The 15,839-nt window shown below is 60.1% G+C and carries 11 protein-coding genes; 4 read left to right on the forward strand and 7 right to left on the reverse strand.

Annotated features, from left to right (window positions below):
* Positions 1-55 precede the first annotated feature (55 nt).
* The 3 genes from NKH13_RS19205 to NKH13_RS19215 are packed head-to-tail and all read left to right on the forward strand — an operon-like array spanning position 56 to position 3,580.
* Positions 56-1,060: an SDR family NAD(P)-dependent oxidoreductase gene (locus NKH13_RS19205; protein WP_352718011.1), complete on the forward strand. Its 1,005-nt coding sequence runs from the start codon at positions 56-58 to the stop codon at positions 1,058-1,060.
* Complete coding sequence (locus NKH13_RS19210) at positions 1,057-2,331, forward strand: hypothetical protein (RefSeq protein ID WP_352718012.1); 1,275 nt, start codon at positions 1,057-1,059, stop codon at positions 2,329-2,331. The genes NKH13_RS19205 and NKH13_RS19210 overlap by 4 nt, the downstream gene beginning before the upstream one ends.
* A complete protein-coding gene (locus tag NKH13_RS19215; protein ID WP_352718013.1) occupies positions 2,318-3,580 on the forward strand; it encodes a polysaccharide biosynthesis/export family protein in 1,263 nt (420 codons plus the stop codon). The genes NKH13_RS19210 and NKH13_RS19215 overlap by 14 nt, the downstream gene beginning before the upstream one ends.
* 60 nt (positions 3,581-3,640) lie before the next feature.
* On the opposite strand, the gene NKH13_RS19220 is transcribed toward NKH13_RS19215, so the two are convergent.
* On the reverse strand, positions 3,641-4,939 hold the full coding sequence (locus NKH13_RS19220) for an HlyD family type I secretion periplasmic adaptor subunit (RefSeq protein WP_352913715.1): 1,299 nt from the start codon (positions 4,937-4,939) through the stop codon (positions 3,641-3,643).
* 242 nt (positions 4,940-5,181) lie between these two features.
* On the reverse strand, positions 5,182-6,933 hold the full coding sequence (locus NKH13_RS19225; RefSeq protein ID WP_352718016.1) for a type I secretion system permease/ATPase: 1,752 nt from the start codon (positions 6,931-6,933) through the stop codon (positions 5,182-5,184).
* 406 nt (positions 6,934-7,339) lie between these two features.
* On the opposite strand from NKH13_RS19225, the gene NKH13_RS19230 reads away from it, so the two are divergent.
* Positions 7,340-8,032, forward strand: coding sequence for a N5-glutamine methyltransferase family protein (locus NKH13_RS19230; protein WP_292653749.1), 693 nt, complete (start codon positions 7,340-7,342; stop codon positions 8,030-8,032).
* A gap of 83 nt (positions 8,033-8,115) precedes the next feature.
* Here the strand turns inward: NKH13_RS19230 and NKH13_RS19235 are convergent, their stop codons facing one another.
* From NKH13_RS19235 to NKH13_RS19255, 5 genes are read right to left on the reverse strand one after another with little or no spacing between them, the layout of a single operon-like run.
* Positions 8,116-8,382 carry an acyl carrier protein gene (locus NKH13_RS19235; protein WP_292653750.1) on the reverse strand — a complete coding sequence of 89 codons (267 nt, stop codon included), beginning with the start codon at positions 8,380-8,382 and terminating at the stop codon, positions 8,116-8,118.
* A gap of 56 nt (positions 8,383-8,438) precedes the next feature.
* Positions 8,439-9,992 carry a class I adenylate-forming enzyme family protein gene (locus NKH13_RS19240; RefSeq protein ID WP_352718274.1) on the reverse strand — a complete coding sequence of 518 codons (1,554 nt, stop codon included), beginning with the start codon at positions 9,990-9,992 and terminating at the stop codon, positions 8,439-8,441.
* Complete coding sequence (gene asnB, locus NKH13_RS19245) at positions 9,992-12,013, reverse strand: asparagine synthase (glutamine-hydrolyzing) (RefSeq protein ID WP_352718019.1); 2,022 nt, start codon at positions 12,011-12,013, stop codon at positions 9,992-9,994. Before asnB ends, NKH13_RS19240 begins: the two co-directional genes overlap by 1 nt.
* 3 nt (positions 12,014-12,016) lie before the next feature.
* Positions 12,017-13,000: an NAD(+) synthase gene (nadE, locus tag NKH13_RS19250; protein ID WP_352913966.1), complete on the reverse strand. Its 984-nt coding sequence runs from the start codon at positions 12,998-13,000 to the stop codon at positions 12,017-12,019.
* Positions 12,997-15,735 carry an AMP-binding protein gene (locus tag NKH13_RS19255; protein WP_502914574.1) on the reverse strand — a complete coding sequence of 913 codons (2,739 nt, stop codon included), beginning with the start codon at positions 15,733-15,735 and terminating at the stop codon, positions 12,997-12,999. The genes nadE and NKH13_RS19255 overlap by 4 nt, the downstream gene beginning before the upstream one ends.
* Positions 15,736-15,839: the final 104 nt, after the last annotated feature.

Consider the following 15,839-nt stretch of genomic DNA (forward strand, 5'->3'; position numbering starts at 1 on the left):
GCTCTCGTGGATTTGCAAAGTCAGTGCCTCACGTCATAGGGGGAACGCTTGGGTCATGGCATACAAGGGCAGGAAAGTTCTGGTTACGGGTGCCGATGGGTTCATCGGTTCGCATCTCACCGAAGCACTCGTCCGTAGCGGTGCCGACGTCACGGCGGTGGCTCTCTATAATTCGTTCGACAGCCACGGCTGGCTGGACGATTTACCGGACACCATACGAAGCCAGCTGAACCTCATCCGCGGCGATGTTCGCGACAGCGCGTTCCTTAATCGGATCGTGCGTGGCCAGGCGGTCGTGTTTCATCTCGCCGCACTGATCGCTATCCCGTATTCGTATGCGGCCGCCCAGTCCTATGTGGAAACCAACATCCTGGGCACGGTCAACGTCCTCGAAGCGGCGCGTCAATGGGAGACTGAGCGTGTGGTGCACACCTCGACAAGCGAGGTTTATGGCACCGCGCTGACAATGCCTATCAGCGAATCCCACCCGTTGCAGGGACAATCACCATATTCGGCATCCAAGATCGGTGCGGACATGATGGCGGAGTCCTACGCCCGATCGTTTGACATCCCCGTGGTTATCATGCGGCCCTTCAATACGTACGGCCCACGCCAAAGTGAGCGGGCCATCGTGCCGACCATCATACGTCAGGCTCTCGACAAAAAATGCCCGGCGATCATGGTGGGAGACACAAGCCCGATCCGCGATCTTACTTTCGTGGAAGACACTGCGGCGGCGTTTTTGACCGCAGGTTCGGCCGAGCTCGAATTTGGCCATGCCTACAATGCCGGAAGCCAGCGCGCTGTGACGATCTCGGACGTATTGGATCTGGTGATCGAGTTGAGTGGCTGCAAGAAACCGATTCACCGCGACGAGCGCCGCCTTCGGCCGCAGAATTCCGAGGTGCGTGCCTTGCTGGCCGATTCTTCGCTCCTCGAAAGCAAGACTGGATGGCGCGCCCAGACCAGCCTGCGCGAAGGCTTGGAGCGGACCATCGGATGGTGGCAAGGGCGCCTCAGCGAAGGCCGAGTGCGACACGAAATGGGCTACATGACATGACCTTTCGCCCGCGTGGGTTGGCTCCACTGTTGATTGCGGCTGCCTTGTCGTTGGATTTGTCCACGGCCGGCGGCCGGCAAGACAGCGCGCCTACACAGTTTGTCGCGCCAGTGATGATGGATCTGCCCGATTATCTCCAACCCGCGACGGATCCAGCCTTCGGGACAATTTTCATGCGCATTACCAAGCCTGGCGCTCTTGGCAATGGCGTCGTATGCGAGAAAAAATTTTGCAGCCACCGTTATTCCAGCTCCCAGGCGTGGAATTCAGACCAGAGTCTCCTCGTCATCACCAACGGCTGCAATGGCATGTGCTTTTTCGACGGGCAGACCTATGTCCCGCTTTTCCGTCGCGCTCGATCGGCTGAATGCGAATGGCATCCGCAAAATGCCGATCTGATGATTTGCGTTCAGGACCGGAAAATTTCGACCTGGGCGCCGCGGACCAATCGCGAAGACGTGCTGTTCGTGTCGCCGAATTACCATGATCTTCAGTTCGGGCCGTCCAAAGGCAATCCCAGCCGTAACGGCGATCGCATAGCAGTGCGCGCAATCCGTGGCGATGGTGCGATGGTTGCCTTTGCCTATGATCTCAAGCAGCGCCGGAAATTTCCGGACATCGATCTTGCCCAGCTTGCCGGAACCGTCAGCGCCTGCTCGATCTCCCCGCTCGGAGCGAACATCCTGTGCTTTCAGAACGTGAAGGAAGACACAGAACAGCGAGCTGTTTTCTCCGTCGACGGGACGTTGCGGCAGAGATGGACGGACCATCATCGGCCCGGCCATGGCGATATGACGGTCGATGAAGACGGCAGCGAAGTTTTCGTGGGCATCAGCAAATCCGACCCTGACAAATATCACGTCATCAAAAGGAGACTGGTCGACGGGAAGGTCACCTCGCTTATGAAGTTTGGCGAAGCCGAGCATGCGTCCGTGCGGGCACTGGACAGGAGCGGCTGGGTGTTCGTGAGCTATGGCGGCAATCCCGATGAGATCTCTGCCAATCCCGACTGGGCGCCATATGCGCGAGAGGTGATCGCGCTGCGCCTCGATGGCAGCGGTGAGGTTCGACGGGTCACGCAAACCCACAACGTCCCGTCCGACTATTGGAGCGAAACCCATGCCTCGCCGTCACCCGACGGCTCTCAGGTAATCTGGTCGAGCAACTGGGGTGTGCCTGGCGGGCCGGTCTACGAATTCATCACCCGTCTCGATTGGCCGGAAGAGCCGCGGTCGAACCAGAAGGAGATTGCCGCCAATGGTCCTCGTTAATCGAATCCTTCTTGTCGTGCTCGGTATGCTGGCTACCGTGGAAACGGCCGCTGCAGCGGAAGCGCGGGTTGCTTATCGACTTTCCGCGGGCGATACCGTCGAGATAGGAATTGCCTCCATCTCTGAGCGAACGCAACGTGCGGTGGTCCAGATGGACGGCACGATCGCGCTTCCCGAAGTCGGGATGGTTTCGGTGGGCGGCCTGACTCCGGCCGAATTGCAGACACGCATGCAGACGATCTTGCCAACCAAGATATTCCACCAGCGGCTGCCTGACGGGCGGGAGCAAATGATCGTCATCAAGCCGACAGACGTGACCGCCGTGGTTGCAGAGTACAGGCCGATCTATGTGACCGGCGACGTGCTCACTCCCGGACAGCAGGCCTACCGCCCGCTGATGACCGTGCGGCAGGCGATCGCCGTGTCAGGTGGTTTCAGCCTTTTGCGGTCCCGGGCAAACCAGGTTGGCCCCGATCCGGTGGATCTGCGGCGCGATTATGAGTCGCTTTGGGGGGAATACACGAGAGACTATTTTCACAGCGCTCGTATCCGCGCCGAACTTCAGGGTAAGTCGACTTTCGACATGCAGCCACCACAAGGGTCGCCTTTGCCGGCAAGTTTTGCGTCGGCGATCGCGCAGGCCGAAGCAGAAGGTCTGAAGCTCTCGTTGGACAATTTCCAGAAAGAGCAGAGCTTTCTCGATAAAAGTGGCAAGGATGCTGCTGCACAAACCGAGACCTTGCTCGAGCGCGAGCAGGCCGAAGCGGATGGGGTGAAGGCGGACGAAGACGAGCTGGCGCGCGTAAGAAAAGCGTTTGAGTCGGGAAATCTAACCAATACCCGGCTCGCCGATGTCCGGCGCGCTTTGGTGCTCTCTTCCAGCCGGGCACTCGAAACCTCGGTTGAACTAATGAGAGCACGACGTCAGCAGGACGATTTTGCCAGACAGCACGAACGCAATGACAACCAAAGAAGGATCGGTCTGCTGACCGAGCTGAAGGATACCAATGTGCGTCTTGCCGACGTCAGCGCAAGGCTTCGCGCCGCGAGCCAGAAGTTGCAGCCTACGGGAGCTGCCGCCCTGCCGTTGCCGGTTGCCGGCGAAAGGATCCAGGCCGAGGTCACGATCATTCGCAAAGTCGACGAAGAATGGCGGAAACAGCCGGCCCAAGAAGACACCGAGGTCATGCCGGGAGACACGATCGAGGTCAGGTTCAGCAGCGCTCTCGAAAACGCGGCGACCCGATAGCGATCGGCCGGGCTCCGATCCAATTGGCCGCCGCACTGCCGGTTGAGTTTGGCAACCCCTTTACTGCCTGAAGGCTCTGGAAAACTGATCGGTAAGAGGCTTCATCAAGTAGGACCAGACACTGCGCTCGTCGGTTCTTATGTGGACTTCGGCGGGCATGCCGGGTTTGAGTATTTTGTCTCCTGTCAGGCAGGTCGCTTCATTCTCGACGTCGATGCGCGCCGAAAAATAGGAAAGCTGGCGTTGCTGATCCTTGATCAGATCTGCTGAGACGCGGTTGACTGAGCCTTCGCAAGCAGGTGTGGTGCCGGCGTCGAACGCCGGAAAGCGGATCGACACCTGCTGTCCGGGATGAATCTCATCGATACGCGACGGAGGAATCGAAGCGTCGACGACAAGGTTGTCGGAATCGGGCACAATCATCATGAGCACCTCTCCAGCGCCAATCACGCCGCCGACGGTGTGGACCGAGGATTCTTGTACCGTGCCCGATTGCGGGGCACGAATGTCTGTCCTGCCGAGTTCGTCTTCGGCCACCACCTTGCGCTCGCTGAGCTCGGTCTGCTTGGCTTCCGTTTCGCGAAGTTCGTTGGTCACGTCGCTCCGCATTTGTTCGTCGAGCTGAAGCACCTGCAGGTCCGTTTCACTGATGTGAGCTTGTACCTCCGCTATCGCTGCGACAAGGCGTCCCGATTCGCCGCGAGTCCGGGTCTTCTCCAGGCTGACATTGCTCAACCTCTCCTTGGACACCAACTTCTTTGCGTAGAGAGATTCAACATCTGCAAGGTTCTTGGTCAGCAGATCCAGAGACTCGTCCGTCGCAGACTGCTGCGATTTGAGGCCATCGATCTGACGTTCCAGCTGCTTCGCGCGGCTTTGCAATTGTGCCTTCTGGCCAGCCAGCGCCGCAGCACGACTTTCAAACAAGGCACGCTCGCCACTGACAAGTGCCGCCACTTGCGGGTCACCCATTTGAGCCCGAAGGTCGGGCGGGATCTGCATTTCCGGCAGACCCTGGCGCTCGGCCTCCAGTCGGGCCAGACGAATGGTGGCGCGATTGAGATCCTCGGTGATTATCTGCAGGTTTGCTCGGGTCAAGGTGTTGTCCAGCCTGACCAACACGTCGCCGGCCTTCACATGATCGCCGTCCTGCGCGAAGATTCCGCCGATGGTGCCGCCGGTTTGATGCTGGACTTTTTTTATGTTGCTTTCGACGACCACAGTCGCAGGCGCAATCACCGCGCCGGCAATCTTGGTCAATCCCAACCAGAGCCCTCCGCCAAAGATCAACAGCAAGCTGGTTGCCAGGCCCAAGAGCAGATTGGCCCGGATTCCATCCGGATCTGGCTTCGTCTCCAACGAACGGCTCTCGCCACCGGCGGCGACGTATGACGACACGGTAACAGTAGAGCGATACTTCACATATGCCCGGCTGCACCTTTGTGCGGCGGAACGACAATTCGCTGCCAGGCTCCGGACCAGATTACCCCAGGGTAGATTGGCTCGAATGCCATCCGACTCCGGCTTCGCCCCGGTCGGCTGGACTTCGCCGCCAACCGCAGCATACGACGACATGGTCACGTTAGACACTAAGCAATACCTCACGCATGCCCGCTTGCACCGTGCTGCAGCGGAACGACAATGTTTGGCTTGTCCGGACGCGGGAAGGGCCGGATCACATTTGCCAGAACGTCTTCACGCGAGCCGAACGAATGGAGCATCCCGTTCGACAGGACGAGTACCTGATCGATGTTGACGAGAGCGGAGGGGCGATGCGCAACGACGATCACGATACCGCCGCGCTGACGCACTGCCAGGATTGCGCCGGCCAAAGCAGCATCGCCGTCTGCATCCAGATTGGAATTTGGTTCGTCAAGAACGACGAGGAATGGATCGCCGTAAAGTGCCCTGGCAAGCCCGACGAGCTGCCTCTGCCCAGCCGAAAGGGCCGCGCCGCCTTCTCCGATGCGTGTTTGAAAACCCTGCGGAAGACGCATTATCATCTTGTCCACGCCCGCAGCCTTGGCAGCTGCCAGCACGCCTTTTGCGTCGCTTTTGCCACCGAACCTCGAAATATTGTCGGCGATCGTCCCGTCGAACAGCTCAACGTCCTGTGGCAGGTAGCCAATATGAATGCCGAGCAGTTCTGAATTCCACTGATCGAGCGAGGCGCCGTCCAATCTTACCGTGCCACGAAGCGGCTTCCATGCCCCGACCAAAGCGCGCACGAGCGTGGTCTTGCCGGAGCCGCTCGGGCCGACGACCGCCAACCCTGCGCCTCTCGCCAAGCGAAAGCTTACATTGAAGATGGTTGGCTTCTGCAGACTTGGTGGCGCGACGGTCAATTCTTCGACCGCTAGCTCCGCCTTTGGGCGCGGCAGCTCCATTGTCTCTTGCTGGCCAGCAAAAGCATCCAGTGCTGCCGCCAGCTCGGAATAGCTTTTGCGGGTTGCCAGAAACCCCCTCCAGTTTGCGATGGCCACATCGACCGGCGCCAGTGAGCGGCCCAGCAAAATGGACGATGCGATGATCACGCCCGGCGAGGCTTCGCCCCCGATCACAAGGTAGGCACCAAGCCCCAGCACACATGATTGCAAGGCCATTCGAAGCGTCTTCGACAGTGAGCTCGCTGCGCCGACGACGTCGGAAAGCCGTTCCTGGTTCTTCAGATAAAGATGACTGACCTCGTTCCAGCGCCGGCTAAGCGGAGCGGACAGGCCCATCGCCTGAACAACCTCTGCGTTGCGGCGGCCGGAATCGGCCAGAAGCCGCTGTGCTACGAGTGTTTCAGATGCACGAGCCGCGGGTTTGCGGCCGATGATCTCGGCAACCACCGTCAAAAACACAACGGCGCATGCGCCGAGCGTTGCCAGCACACCAAGCGCCGGGTGCAGCAGATAGATGACCACCATATAAAATGGTATCCAGGGAGCATCGAATAAGACGGTCGGCCCCAGTCCGGAAAGAAAGCCACGTAGCTGGTCCAGATCACGAAGCGGGTGTACCCGGTTCGCATCCGGCCCGGCGACGAGGGGCAGGGAAAGCGAGGCTGCGAACGCCTTTTGCTGAAGATTTTTATGCAGGCGGCTGCCGATGCGGACTAACAGGCGAAGCCTCACGAAATCGAGGAGCCCATAGGCCGCGTAAAGTCCCAGCATCCCGACTGTAAATCCGATAAGAGTCGGCACGCTCTGCGAAGGCAGCACGCGGTCGTAGACCTGGAGCATGTAGACGGAGCCGGTCAAGGCGAGGATATTTATCAATCCGGAGAAAACGCCTACGCCAACGAGGCCATGCACACAGCCGAACATTGCGGAGCGTAGATCGAGCGAGCGCCCTTTGGTTGACTTCATGATGTGCGCTCGTTGACGCGAAATTGCCGCGCAATCTCGTCGGTTCTTTCGATGAGGGACAAACTTTAACCTTCCGGGAAGCAGCAGCTCCGCCCCGCTGCTGGAACATTACGAATTGCTTACATACGTGCCTTCTTTGATTAAAATGTAGCAAAATCGTGACGCCAGGCTGAGAATTCGGCAACTGGCTCGCCAGGCTGGGGATAACCGGGTCGAGTAAGGAGATATTCCTAATCATGACACGGCGCAGAAGCTTATGGTCATCTTCGTAGCATCAAGGCTTCAAAGCGTCTGGGGAGCGATGGGTTTTGATTTTGTCGATCGAGAGTTAAACGATTTTGAGATACACTTCATCGGTACGCCATTGTCGGCCACCAACGCCGGCTAAAACGGGAAGGCGAGTGTCGTGAGCGAAGAGATCAATGTCGCCGATGCCTATGGCAGGGGCCGCAGCACCTTCATGGGATTGCAATTGCTGGTCTCGCCCGGTGCGCTTGTTCCTCGGCCGGAAACGGAACTGCTCGGCAAGGCCGCTCTCGATGTTCTGAGCCAACTGAACTTGCCGGTACCTCGCGTTGTCGACATGTGCTGTGGCGCGGGTAATCTGGCGTGCGCCATCGCACACCACGCTCCCACCGCGCGCGTGTGGGCAAGCGATCTTACCGACGGATGCGTGGAGGTCGCGCGCCGCAACGTCATCCATCTTGATATGGAGGAGCGGGTAACGGTGCTTCAGGGCGACTTATTCAGCGCCTTCTCCGGCCTGGAGCTTGACGGCACGATCGACGTGATCGTTTGCAACCCGCCCTACATTTCCGAAAAACGGCTCGAGGGCGACCGTTCGCATCTGGTCGAACTCGAGCCGCGTGAAGCGTTCGCAGCCGGCCCCTACGGCCTGAGCATCCATATGCGGGTGCTCAAGGAGGCGCCGCGATATTTGCGGCGCGGAGGCATCCTGCTTTTCGAGGTCGGGCTTGGCCAGGACCGACAGGTCATGAGTTTGCTCGAGCGTTCCAAGGCTTATGAGAGTATCCGGGCAGTTACCAATCCAGCGGGCGAGGGCAGGGTGGTTGTGGGACACACAAAAGCGCAGGCATAAGCACTGCAGTCGCGGCAGGCTTCAGACACGCTGTCGCGGCTTAACGGCCGGGGACTTGAAACAGAGCTGCAAGGTTTCGGGAATCAGTTTCTCTTGCGCATGACGTATTGCGCAATTCCCTGGATGGAATCGAGGTTCTCGGGCAGCAACTCGCTGTCTTCGACCGTGATGCCGAAGGTCTCCTCGATGAAGCCGATAACCTCGAGCACCCCCGTCGAGTCCACGATGCCCTGGTCGAGAAGCGAGGTGTCGCTCTCCAGGCTCTCCGGATCGGCTATATAGAAATTCGAGGCCAGGAAAGCGCGAATTTGTTCGCTGCAGGTATCGGTTCTATCCTTGGTAGATAACATTGATTTCGCCTCCGGTACAAAAGATGAATGCTGATCAACTTCGCCCTGGTACCGACTCATGACAGGGCCGTTTTTTTGAGTTTGCCCGTGTCGGTCATCGGCAGACTGGGTACGATGACGATGGACTTCGGAACCATGAAGTTTTCCAGCCGTCTCTGGCACTCTTTCTGCAACTGCTTTTCACCGATCATGCTTCCCTGCTCCATCACGACAAACGCCTTCACTGCTTGCCCGAGCAGCTCGTCCGGAACGCCGATGACCGCGGCTTCCCGCACGCCCGCAATGTTCATCAGCACGTTTTCCACCTCCTTCGGCGCTATCTTCTCTCCGCGCGATTTTATGATCTCGTCGCCGCGACCGACAAAGTAGAGGTAGCCCTCGGCGTCCATCCGGCAGTAGTCGCCCGTGTACAGGACCTGCTCACCCGGCAGCGGGCCGGGCTTGAGCTTCCTGGCTGTCGCCTCCGGCTTGCCCCAATAGCCCTTCATCACCGTCGCTCCGCGGATGACGAGCTGACCAACGACGCCGGGGCCGACCCGCCTGTCATGCTCGTCGACAATCCACATTTCCGTGTTGGGGATGGCGATCCCGACGCTCAACGGCTTTCGCTCCAGATCGTCCGGTGGCAGGTAAGTGCAGCGCTTGCATTCGGTAAGGCCGTACATCGAATAGATACGGGCGCCAGAAAACAGCTCCTGAAGCAGGAGAATGTGCTTGAGCGGCAGGGCGGCCGCAGTGTTGGTGACGTAGCGAATGCTCGAAAAATCCTGATCCCTGAGAGACTTGAGCTCCCCGAGTGTGGCAAAGATGGTCGGTACGCCGGGAAAACCCGTCACCCTCTCTTGCTTGATCAGCCCAAGGATCTGCGCCGGGAAGGCGAACGAGCGTTCAAGCACCAGCCGGGCGCCGGCGCCGAATGCCATGATCATCTGGTAAAGACCGTAGTCGAAGGCGAGCGGCAGGACATTGAGGATCACCTCGTCTTCGGCAAGCGCCAGGTATGAGGAAATCGAGGCGCACGCGGCAATCATGTTTCGGTGCGTCAGCATCACGCCCTTGGGTTCGCCCGTCGAGCCGGACGTATAAATGATCGCAGCGAGATCGATATCGATGCAGCGGCGCGCGGGCGGCGTGCTGCGGGCTGGCGCGACCGCAGTATCCCAGCGCACAGCATGCGGCAGTTCTTGCAGGTCGTTGCGTTCGATCGGTCCGGAGACGATCATGCGGCGCAACGATGGGCAATTCCGCGCCGGCTCCCTGAAAATCGAGTGCAGGTGTTTGTCGGTGATCAATGCCGTCGGGCGGCAATCGTTGAGCAGATAATCAAGCTTGTCGCTTTTGGTGAGCGGATTGACGATGCACACCACGGCGTTGGCCTTGAGCACCGCCCAGAACGCAACGACAGCCTCGACAGTGTTGTCGGCGAAAATCACCACCCGATCGCCACGTGTGATTCCGGCCTCGGTCAAATTATGCGCTATGGCGTTCGAGCGCATATCGAGATCGCCATAGGTGACACGTTGGTTGCCGCACACCAGGGCCACCTTGCCGCCGAGCCGGCTGGCAGAGTGGGTGAGATAGTCGTGCAGGAGCGGTACGGCGCCATGCATCACGCGAGCACCTCTTCGCGATGCACGCGGTCGATATCGATGCTGAGCTTGAGCGTGCGAGCCCCACTTGGACGGCTCGCGATAAATTGCTGATGGAGAAGCTGCGTCGATAGCACCCCGACCAGCGCCATATTGTCGGAGTTGGACAGGTCGCCGCCGCCGGCGCTGGCCTGGCACTTGCTCAGGAGCCGGGTAACCGACTTAGGATCGAAGACGTTCGCTTCGCGCAGCGCCGGCTCCGAAAGTGCCTCGCGAATATAGGCCGGAGCGCCATCTGCGACGAAGCAAAGCGCGTTGGGGGCCCGGTAAGGCTGCTTCTTGCGGGTGACGATTTCCGACGGCACGATCGGTTGCGCCACGCGCTTCAGCACATGCTTTTCATCGAGCACGCGCAGCTTGTAGGCGGCCGGAAGCGAATTCGCGAGCCTCACGAGTTCATGATCGAGGAACGGGAAGCGCCCCTCGACGGAATGAGCCATCAGCATCCTGTCCCCTTGTGAGGAAAGCAGGTATCCCGACATCAGCGTCTGGATCTCGATATACTGGTCCTGCGCAAGAGAGCCCCATCGCGAAAACTCCGGTGGCAGGCGGGCAAGCAGCTCGGACACGGCGTTGCGGCGCTCCGTTTGGGAGCGCATGTCTGCCGAAAACAGCCGCTTGATGGCGCTTGTGGTACGCCAGCGCGTGCCATGCGCAAAACCAGGCGCGTCACAGGCGTGGATGTCGCGCCCGAAGAACTGGCGTGCCATCGCCTGCTGCTGCACCGGCGAGCGGCTGAGATAGGGATAGAGGCGCTCCAGCAAACGGGAGCGTCGCGTCGAGGCGGGCTGGCGTCCCCAGAAGCGGCGGACCTTGCCCTCGCGGAACAAATCGTAGCCCGCGAACATTTCGTCGGCCCCTTCGCCGGTCAGCACGACCTTGATGCCATGCTCGCGCACCAGTCTCGAGAGCAGGAACAGTGGCGCCGGCGCGGTCCTAAGGATTGGCCGCTCGGTGTGGTAGATCACCTCAGGGAAGATGCCAGCGATATCGCTGCGCGAAACAACCACCTCATGGTGGTCACTGCCGGCCACGCCGGCAACCAGGCGCTGGAAATGCGTCTCATCATACTCGGCGTCGGCAAAACGCAGCGAGAAGGTCTGGAAGCGCTCGCCCGCGAAGCGTCTCCCCAGCGTGGTGACCAGTGAGCTGTCGAGCCCGCCGGACAAATAGCAGCCGACCGGCACGTCGGCGCGTACTATCCTGAGCGCCGTCGCGGCCTCCAGGGCGCTGCGCACTTCCTCCACCGCGTCATCAAGCGAGCCGCTGAATTCATCATCGCCGGGTGCGCCAACCTCTGGATAGCCAGGCTTCCAAAAAGCCCGCTCGCGAACGACGCCGCTGTCATAAATGCGGACATGCCCCGGCGTGAGTTCGCTTACTCCTCCAAACACGCCTTGTGGCGGCGCGACAGTCCAAAGTGTAAAAGTCTGATCGATGCCGGCTGGATCGAAGGCGCGGGGTATGTCCGCATCGGCCGCGAAAATGGCCTTCACCTCGCTGGCGAAGTAAAGCCGCCCGCCATGCTCGCAAAAGTGCAGCGGGCAGATGCCGAACCGATCCCGCGACAAGACGAGACGACCCGCCACGGAGTCCCAGATGGCGACTGCCCACTGCCCATTCATTCGTTCGAAGGCGGCCTCGCCCCAGGCATGATAGGCATGGACGATGACCTCGGTGTCGCTGCGTGTGCGGAAGCGATAGCCGAGCGCGACCAAGTCTTGTCGCAGCTCGACGTAATTGAAGATTTCGCCGTTGAAGACGATCCACATTGTGTCGCCCGCGCCGGCGAGTGGCTGCTGGCCGCTCGCGAGATCGATGACGGACAGGCGGGCATGCGCCAATCCGGCACGTCTGTCCCGGTAAAGGCCGCGCTCGTCCGGGCCGCGATGCGCCAGCGCGCCCACCATGCGCATCAGCGCATCCCGGGACGGGGGCGCCGCGGCGGTGCTCAGCGACACAATTCCGGCGATGCCGCACATCGCCTAGCCCTCGCCCATTGAAGAGGACACCAACGGCCGCGCGTGAAGATAACGTGCGGCGCGCCGCTTGCTGTCGATATCCTTGAAAACCTTCTGAACCTGCACCACGGTGAGGCCGGTGGCCTCAGCGACGTCTTCGTTGGCAATCCCGTGGTTCAAGCCGTAGAGGCACAGATCCATCAGATAATAAGGAAGCGCGAAGTAGAACTCCTCCTGACTCTGCGCCAGCGAGAAGGTGTCCGTGGTGGGCGGTCTGCGCCGGACCTCTTCCTCCACCCCAAGATATTCGGCCAACTGGTAGACCTGGGTCTTGTAGAGGTGAACGATTGGCATCAGGTCGGCAATTCCGTCGCCCTGCTTGACGAAGAAGCCCTGGTCGTACTCCAGGCGGTTCGGCGTGCCCGCTACCGCGTAGTTGAGGCGGTCGGCATGGTAGTATTCGGTCATCTTGCGCAGGCGCTGCTTGTAATTGGTTGCACCGACGATCTGCAGGTAGGCGGCCGACGGCAGACGCACCGTGTCGGTCTTGCCTTCAGGGTCCTGAACCGTGAGGCGCGTGATGTTGAGACCGTTGCTCTCGAGAACCGAGGCGAGCACCAGCTTGCATTTCCAGCCGTCCCCATATTCGGGAACGACAGTCTGGATTGCTTCGATCTGCCGTCTATAGGCGCCGATTGCTTCAAGGGCCGGCGTTATATCCTCCAGGATCGTATCGATACCAAGCTGTGCGGCAACAGTGCGGCCGAGCCTTAGCGAGTCGCCGGAGGAATGGCGCTCCGGCATGAATATCCCGAGGACCTTGTCTTTCCCAAAGGTGCGAACACACAACGCCGCGACGACTGAGCTGTCGATGCCGCCTGAGAGGCCGACAACCACCCCTCGACGTCGCAGCGTGCCAAAGACCTGCTGGCGCAAGATCTGGACGATGCGATCGACTTCAGCGCCAGCGTCGAGCACCAGCGCGTCCTTGCCGAATGTTGAGGTCAGGTCGATGACTTGTACTCCAGTTTGCGAGACTCGGTTGGCGAATAGGTCTGCGCCACCGCTTTCTCGATAAGGGGACGGTTGGTGGCGAGGTGAGGCTCTATGACCAGATCGATGTGGGTGCCGACGATCGGAATCACGTCCAGATGGGCGAAAACGCGATCCCAGCCGATGGCCAGAGTCATTCCGGGTCGAGCACAGCGAAACAGGGTGCCGGTGATCGGCAGCGCCGGCTTCGGCTCTGTCAGCCATTGGAAGAAGGCCCGTGCCCGCAAAACCTCCTGCAGTTCCAGTTTGGTTCTAAAGCTCGTCGCATTGAACTGTCCCTGAGCGTAGCGATCGAGAAGCTGGACCAGTTGCGCCTCTCGCCGCATTTTCACGGCGACTTTCGCGAGGGCGCGGCAAGCCATCCGGTAAGCAGATACGCGGTTGGTCCGGATTCGATTGAATGTGCGCGTAAACGTCTCCAAGTAGGCGCTTCGCTCGCCGACGAGGCTGGTGTCGAGGATGCCGAGGAACTTTACGGTTCGCCCGGCGGCCAGCAGCCGCGCCGCAACTTCGAAAGCGACAGCGCCACCGAGCGAATGGCCGAGAAGTCGTACATGACCCGACGGTTGAGCGCGGCGGATCTGCTCGACGGCGGCATCGGCCATGTCGGCGAGGCTGTTTTGTCCGCGCAGTATTAGAGCCAGAGCCGGATACCTGATCGGGGCAACGCGGGTGACCTTGCCCATCGCTGCTGCAAAGGCAGCAAGGCTCGGGCCATAGCCGACGGATCCCGGGAACAGAAAAAGAATGGGAGGGTTGTGCTTCTCGGCGCGCGCGCTTTGATCGCCTGCCTGGGCAGATACGACCGCCTTGACCATTTCGTCCAGGCTCATCCCGACGGTGAAGGCCTCAAGACCGAGTTCCTGCCCGATGGCGCTTTCGATTTCCATGACGCAGTGCAGCAGCTTCAGCGAATCTCCTCCGGCGTCATCCCAGCGCCCTGCCGCCACGCGCGTATTGAGAATGCTGGTCCATGCCCGCTGGACGACCTGCTGCGCCGTCAGCTTGCCCCGCGGCTCGAGCGGTCGCGCGCTCGCTGCTGTCTCTCTGGCTGAAAGATCCATCTCTGCAAGTGTCGTGATGTCAACTTTGCCGCTCGGCAGACGCGGAATCTCGGCGATCGTGTGCAACCGCAAGGGACGCAGCGGCGGCGGCAGATTGGTCCTGACAAGCTGGCGAAGCTCGTCCGAAAAGGTCACTTCGGCCGAGCCCCGAGGAACAACAAAGGCGACCAGCTCATTCGCCGCAGCCACGATTGCCACAGCATCCGCAACAGAGGGTGCGCAACGCAGCACCCGTTCGAGTTCGGCTGGCTCGACGCGTCGACCATTGATCTTTACCTGGCGCCCCTTGCGACCGACGATGTGCAGTAGGCCTTGATTATCAAGTCGAACGAGGTCACCTGTCGCGAAAATCCGAAGGCCTGGATCGTCCGGGTCTGATGTCGCCGGGAAAACCGCCCCGTCCTCCCAATGGCCAAGCAAGACATACGGGCTCCTGATCAGAAGCTCTCCTCTGCGGCCCGGTTGAACGCAGCGGCCCGTTTCGTCGACAATTGCGAAGGTGATTCCAGGCAGCAGCCAGCCAACTGGAACCGAATCTCCATGCTCCGGCCAGTCTCGCGGCAGGAACCATTGCGCGCCGGTGGTCTCGGTTGACGAGTAACCGATCTGGATGAGGCACGTATCGGAGACGGCCTTGCGCAGCAGGGCGATGTCGGTCCAGGGCACCTTCTCGCCACCGATCCGGGCGACTCTAAGTGAATGGAACGCTTCAGCAGGTCCGTCTGCCATGAGAGCGCGAAGCAGCGCCGGCACCAGATAGGTGATTGTCACGCCTTCGGAACGCACCAGGCGTTGAACGGCGCGCAAGCCGATCGCTTCGACTTCGACCAGATGCAAGGTGGCGCCGGTGAGAAGGGCTGCAAGAATTTCCCGGCACCCCGCGATTGTGGCGGGTCCGGTCAATGGCAGGAAAACATCATCCGAGTTGATGTGGCATGCATCGACATATTGCTGGACCCGGCACAGCAAGCTGCGCTGGCTGTTAACGATGCCTTTGGGCCGGCCCGTGCTTCCTGACGTATAAAGCACGATGGCGGGCGCATCGACAGATACGGAATAAGACTGAGGCACTTGCCCAGCCTGCGAGGCCGCACTGGTCGACACATCGATCCAACTGACCCGGTGAGGCAAACCGTCGGGTCGGACATTGCCCTCGCCCAGGACAGCTGAGAGCCGCGCCCCGGCCACGATTTCAAGAATCCGCGAGCTAGGATCTCGCGCGTTCAGTGGCACCGAAGGCCGTCCAGCCGTCATGCTTGCGAGCATGGCGATGGGATACCAGGCCGAGTTGGCCTGAAGAATACCTATCGCCTGTCCGTCTGGGACGGCCGCCGCGATCTGGTAGGACAGCGTCTCAACTGACCGGAGAAGCTGGGAATAGGTCAGACGATTGGCGCCGTCGCTGATTGCAAGCTTGTCGGGGTACTGGCGGACGATACTTCTCAGGTGCTCGAAGGCGGCAATGTTGGTAAAATCGGCGCCCAATCTTTGAAATGGGCGCAGTACGGGACCACCCTGATCCATTGCGTATTGTGAGACACTTGACCAATTATCGGAGGTCGCTGTCTGACAATCCACCGCTAGATCCTGATCCGCGATTTCTGATCCCAAATATGCCGAAGACATGAGTTGCCCACGCTAAGATTAGGGTCACTTATCGCCCCCCGCCCCAATCTTTTCATCGATCATTCTGATGATGCCCTGATCTTCCCTTAAGGACGCTTGGTTAG

Origin of the sequence: Mesorhizobium sp. M1348 (assembly GCF_040317925.1) — a bacterium.
Lineage (GTDB): Bacteria > Pseudomonadota > Alphaproteobacteria > Rhizobiales > Rhizobiaceae > Mesorhizobium.

Coding starts and splice junctions, on each gene's coding strand:
- NKH13_RS19255 (WP_502914574.1), bottom strand. CDS start 15,735: ATGTCTTCGGCATATTTGGGATCAGAAATCGCGGATCAGGATCTAGCG.
- asnB (WP_352718019.1), bottom strand. CDS start 12,013: ATGTGCGGCATCGCCGGAATTGTGTCGCTGAGCACCGCCGCGGCGCCC.
- NKH13_RS19235 (WP_292653750.1), bottom strand. CDS start 8,382: ATGTTATCTACCAAGGATAGAACCGATACCTGCAGCGAACAAATTCGC.
- NKH13_RS19205 (WP_352718011.1), top strand. CDS start 56: ATGGCATACAAGGGCAGGAAAGTTCTGGTTACGGGTGCCGATGGGTTC.
- NKH13_RS19215 (WP_352718013.1), top strand. CDS start 2,318: ATGGTCCTCGTTAATCGAATCCTTCTTGTCGTGCTCGGTATGCTGGCT.
- NKH13_RS19240 (WP_352718274.1), bottom strand. CDS start 9,992: ATGCATGGCGCCGTACCGCTCCTGCACGACTATCTCACCCACTCTGCC.
- NKH13_RS19210 (WP_352718012.1), top strand. CDS start 1,057: ATGACCTTTCGCCCGCGTGGGTTGGCTCCACTGTTGATTGCGGCTGCC.
- NKH13_RS19225 (WP_352718016.1), bottom strand. CDS start 6,933: ATGAAGTCAACCAAAGGGCGCTCGCTCGATCTACGCTCCGCAATGTTC.